Origin of the sequence: Daejeonella sp., from assembly GCF_044232565.1 — a bacterium.
Lineage (GTDB): Bacteria > Bacteroidota > Bacteroidia > Sphingobacteriales > Sphingobacteriaceae > Daejeonella.
The window spans coordinates 1-5,383 of record NZ_JBIILQ010000195.1 but is presented as its reverse complement, the minus strand read 5'-3'; the positions used below and the strand labels follow the sequence as shown (position 1 = coordinate 5,383).

Here is a 5,383-nt window from a genome sequence, read left to right as displayed (position 1 = left end):
AAGAGCGGTATTGAGTATATGGGTTGGTTAGCCGACTGGTATATTGCAAATTCGGGGGGTAAGGGTGTCGGTTTTTTCCAGATAGGAGGGGGCATTGCCGGTGATTTCCCTATTTGCGTAGTTCCAATGCTTTATCAGGACATGGAAATGGAAAATATTCCTTTCTGGGGTTATTTCTGTCAGATTTCAGATTCAACAACTTCTTTTGGTTCATATTCTGGCGCTGTGCCAAATGAAAAAATAACTTGGGGTAAATTGGATATTGATACACCTAAATTTATTGTGGAGTCGGATGCAACTATTGTGGCGCCACTCATTTTTGCATGGGTTTTAAAGCAATAGTAATTGAATTATCAATTACAAACGCGTCTAGGCTGTAAAAAATAGTATTTTTTATAAAATGACTGAATTAGTGATGTTGGCTGCACTTTTACAGGTAATTTAGAATGATTATAAATTGATAAAATAGGTCAGCTTAATGTCATCCGTAAACGAATTAACTATACTTTTGTCATCTGAAAAATGTTGATGGCTAATAACCATTGAATTTTAATTATACGTTTCAAATTTTAAGCATTAAATACGCAATATGAGAAGCATCTCATTGTTTTTTAGAAGTGTTACAAAATCACTGATTTTAGTTTCCTTCCTGAGTTCAGCAGCTGTTAATTCAGCGAGTGCACAGGATGCAGCAGCTGGTGCAGCGATTTTTAAGCAGAAGTGTACCGCTTGTCATGGACTTGAAAAAGCGGTAGTAGGTCCGGCCTTAAAAGGTATCGATACAAAGTATGATGAAGCTTGGTTACTCAAATGGATCAAGAATGCTCCTGCATTTATAGCTTCAGGTGATCCTTTAGCCATAAAAGCTTCGGAGTACTCACCGGCTATGATGTCATCATTCACTGAATTATCTGATGATGATATCAAAAATATTATAGCTTATGTAAAAGTAGGTGATCCAAAACCTGCAGTCGATCCAAATGCTGCTCAAGCGGGAGCTAGCGGTGCAGGAACAAATGATGGCATTAGTAATTTCATGTTATTCGGACTCCTAGCAGTGATTATTATTGCTTTCCTTGTAGTTTTAGTCTTAAACAAGGTTATCCAAACTCTGGAGCGCGTGATGCTTCAAAAAAAGGGAATAGAAGTTGAAGAGGAAGAAGTTATTGCTAAAGATCGCCTTGCTGGATTAAAAAAATTATCTAAGAACAAGAAGTTCATCATGTTCGTTGTTTTGCTTTGTGTTATATTCCTTGGCTCAGCTGGATGGAAAGGCATGTGGGAAACAGGTGTTCATACAGGCTACCAGCCAGTTCAACCGATTAAATTTTCTCACCAGCTTCATGCAGGAATTAATAAAATTGATTGTCAATACTGCCACTCAGGTGCTTATTCATCTAAGAATGCAAGTATACCTTCCTTAAATGTTTGTATGAACTGTCACAATTACGTGAACGCTTCAGAAAAATATGATGGTAAAACCTCTCCGGAAATCATGAAAATCTATAATGCTTTAGATTATAATGAAGATACCAAGGTGTACGGTCCTAATACTAAACCTGTTGAGTGGATTAGAATACATAATTTACCTGATTTGGCTTATTTTAATCACTCACAGCACGTTTCTGTAGCGGGCATTGAGTGCCAGAAGTGCCATGGACCAATTCAAACGATGGAGGAAGTTTATCAATATGCTCCGCTAACAATGAAATGGTGTATCAATTGCCACAGAGAGACCGAGGTGAATCACAAGGATAACCCTTATTATGATAAGCTAATAGCTGCTCACGATAAGTTGAAAAAAGGTGAAAAGGTTACAGCCGCTGTATTAGGTGGATTGGAATGTAGCAAGTGTCACTACTAATAATAAATTTTAAGATAACATACGTATACTTTATATAGCTTAAATGGAAAGCAATAAAAAATACTGGAAAGGTTTAGAAGAGCTGCAGAACACCAAAGATTTTGTTGAGAAAAGCAAAAACGAGTTCGCTGAATCGCTTCCTATGGAAGAAGTTCTGAATGAGGCGGGTTTAAGTACCGTAGCCCCACGTCGGGATTTTTTAAAAGCACTTGGATTTGGTTTGGGTGCAGTTACTCTTGCTGCATGTCAGAAAGTTCCTGTTCACAAATCAATTCCCTACTTGGTAAAGCCTGAAGAGGTTATACTAGGTATCCCAAATTACTATACTTCTACTTTTAACGGACATAGTGTTCTGGTGAAGACGCGTGAAGGTCGTCCGATTAAAATTGAAGGAAATCCGAATTGTATCCTTAGTCAGGGTAGTTTAGATGCTAAAGGCCAGGCTTCGGTTCTTGACCTTTATGATGTCTCAAAACTTAAAGGACCGGTTTTGAATGATGTCGATACCGATTGGACTAAGGTTGATAAATTTATACAGGATGAATTATTAAAGGCGCAAAATGCAGGTAAAAAGATTCGTATAGTTTCTGCAACTGTAAATAGTCCTTCAACTAAGGCTGTAATTGCTGATTTTGCTGCTAAATATCCAAATACAAAACATATTCAAGTAGATGCCGTTTCCTATACCGGAATTATCAAAGCAAATGAAAATAGCTTCGGTAAGGCTGTTCTTCCAAGATATCGTTTTGATAAAGCAAATTTAATTGTAAGCTTCGGAGCTGATTTCCTTGGGACTTGGATTTCTCCATTGGAGTTCAGTCGCCAGTACGTATCCAAAAGAAATAATGCTTCTCTAGAAGGCAAAAAGATGTCTCGTCACATTCAGTTTGAAACTGGAATGAGCTTAACAGGTTCTAATGCTGATGCGCGTCTTCCATTAAAGCCATCTGAAGAAGGCATTGCACTTCTAAATTTATATGCGGCACTTGGGGGTGTTGTAAGTGGTTCGAAGCCATTGGCAAACAATCCAAATGCTGAAAAGGCAATTGCTCTTGCAGCTAAAGAGTTATCAGCAGCAAAAGGTGCTTCACTAGTTATCAGTGGATCAAACGATGTTTCAATTCAAATCTTAGTCAATGCCATCAATGCTTTATTAGGCAATTATGGTACTACTATCGATCTTGACAATCCTTCATACCAGTTTGTTGGAAATGATGCAGAGTTTGTTGAGTTTGTGAATGAGATGAATCGTGGAGAGGTAGATGCAGTTTTCTTCTTAAACAGTAATCCTGCTTATGAATTTAATGATTCTAAAGCATTTACTGATGCTTTGACTAAAGTTAAATTACGTGTTTCCTTCGCCGATCGTAAAGATGAGACAGCTTCATTATGTCAGGTAATTGCTCCAAATCATCATTATTTAGAATCTTGGGGTGATTCAAATCCCGTAGAAGGTTATTATACAATCGTTCAGCCTACAATCAATCCTGTTTATAATTCACGAAATGCAGAGCAGGGATTATTGATTTGGTCTGAAAATGCAGTTACAGATTACTATCAGTACATACAAAATAACTGGTCTAAAACAGTTTTTGCACAGTCAGGAACAACTTGGAAAGATTTATTACAGAAAGGTTCAGTTACTCTTCCTATAAAATCCTCTGGTGTTTACTCATTCTCACGTGATTTAAATTCTGTTATTCAAACTATAATTGCGAATAGTAAAAACCTTGCAAAAGGTGGGGAGAAAGCCCTTGAACTACATATTTATCAGAATGTAGCGATTGGTGATGGTAAAACCGCAAATAATCCATGGTTGCAAGAATTGCCTGATCCGGTTTCAAAAGTAACGTGGGATAATTACGCTGCCATAAACCCTAAGTATGCCGAGAAATTGGGCATCGCTGAGCTAGATCTTGTTGAAATAAAAACAGATAAATACACAGTTACTTTACCAGTATTACTTCAGCCCGGACAAGCAAGTGGAACGGTTTCAATTGCATTGGGTTATGGAAGAACAAAGGCTGGAAAGGCCGGTTCTGATATTGGAAAAAATGCTTATCCATTTTTAAGTCTGGTAAATGCGACTTTGCAAACGGCAGTTTCTGCAAGCATTAGTAAGGCATCTGGAACTTATGAGCTTGCTCAAACACAAACTCACCATACTATTGAAGGAAGAAATATTGTTCGTGAAACAACATTAAAAAACTTCTTGAAAGATCCAACTGCAGGTACAGGACATGCTCATGTTAATAAATATGACTTGTGGAATGAATTTGAGCAGCCTGGTCACAATTGGGTAATGGCCATTGATTTGAATGCTTGTACTGGTTGCGGTGCTTGTATTGTTGCCTGTAATGCTGAAAATAACATACCTGTTGTAGGTCGTGATGAGGTTCGCCGTCGTCGTGAGATGCACTGGATACGCATTGACCGTTATTATACAATTAATGATGGTGAAAACAAGGTTACAAAAGAAGACGAAATCAATAAGCTGGATAGTCTTGATAACGTATCTGTTATCCATCAACCTATGATGTGTCAGCATTGTGATCATGCTCCTTGCGAGACTGTTTGTCCGGTTTTGGCAACAGTGCACTCCTCAGAGGGCTTGAACCAAATGGCTTATAACCGTTGTATAGGAACACGTTATTGTGCGAACAACTGTCCATATAAAGTACGTCGCTTCAATTGGTTTAACTATTGGAATGATTCTCGTTTTGATAATTACATGAACAACGAGTTTACACAATTAGTGCTAAACCCTGATGTTACCACTCGTTCAAGAGGTGTAATGGAAAAATGTTCTATGTGTGTTCAACGTATCCAAGCAGGTAAGCTTGCTGCAAAATTAGATAAACGTAAGTTGAAAGATGGCGATATTAAAGTTGCTTGTCAGCAAACTTGTCCAACAAATGCAATTATCTTCGGTGATGGTAATGATCCTGAATCTGAAGTTTCAAAAGCATTGAAAAGCGAACGTACATATTATGTGCTTGAGGAAATAAATGTGAAGCCAGGTGTTGGTTATCAAACAAAAGTTAGAAATACTGTAGAGGTTTAATACAAGAAATTCAATAAAGATATGTCAACTCATCACGAGTCTATACTTAGAGAGCCCTTAGTAACCGGTGAAAATATAACCTACTCCAAGGTCACCGAAGATATATTGGTTCCCGTAGAAAACAAACCAAATAAAGCCTGGTGGATCGGTTTTATTGTATCTGTTATGGGCGCAGGCCTTTGGGTATTCTCAGTTAGCTGGACCTTCTGGTTTGGTATTGGAGAATGGGGATTAAATAAAACCGTAGGTTGGGCCTGGGATATTACAGGTTTCGTTTGGTGGGTAGGTATTGGTCATGCCGGAACGCTAATTTCGGCTGTATTGCTCCTTTTTCGTCAGAACTGGCGAAACTCCATTAACCGATCGGCAGAGGCAATGACAATTTTTGCAGTTATTTGTGCTGCTTCGTACATCATTTCCCACATGGGTCGTCCTTGGTTATTCCACTGGGCTCT

3 protein-coding genes and 1 pseudogene are annotated in these 5,383 nt (G+C 38.3%); all 4 read left to right on the top strand.

All coding sequences use genetic code 11. The features are described from left to right. The coding region (locus tag ACILQF_RS10195) for a deoxyhypusine synthase family protein (RefSeq protein ID WP_395627304.1) at nucleotides 1–342 on the top strand (342 nt) is incomplete at its 5' end. A 247-nt stretch (nucleotides 343–589) separates the two neighbouring features. After that, nucleotides 590–1,864, top strand: coding sequence for a cytochrome c3 family protein (locus ACILQF_RS10190; RefSeq protein WP_395627303.1), 1,275 nt, complete (start codon nucleotides 590–592; stop codon nucleotides 1,862–1,864). 43 nt (nucleotides 1,865–1,907) lie between these two features. Next, complete coding sequence (locus ACILQF_RS10185) at nucleotides 1,908–4,928, top strand: TAT-variant-translocated molybdopterin oxidoreductase (protein WP_395627302.1); 3,021 nt, start codon at nucleotides 1,908–1,910, stop codon at nucleotides 4,926–4,928. 21 nt (nucleotides 4,929–4,949) lie between these two features. Then, a pseudogene (locus tag ACILQF_RS10180) lies at nucleotides 4,950–5,383 on the top strand (hydrogenase); the annotation flags it as partial.

Excerpts from the sequence above, each read along its gene's own strand:
- ACILQF_RS10185 (WP_395627302.1), top strand. The coding sequence starts at position 1,908 with ATGGAAAGCAATAAAAAATACTGGAAAGGTTTAGAAGAGCTGCAGAAC.
- ACILQF_RS10190 (WP_395627303.1), top strand. The coding sequence starts at position 590 with ATGAGAAGCATCTCATTGTTTTTTAGAAGTGTTACAAAATCACTGATT.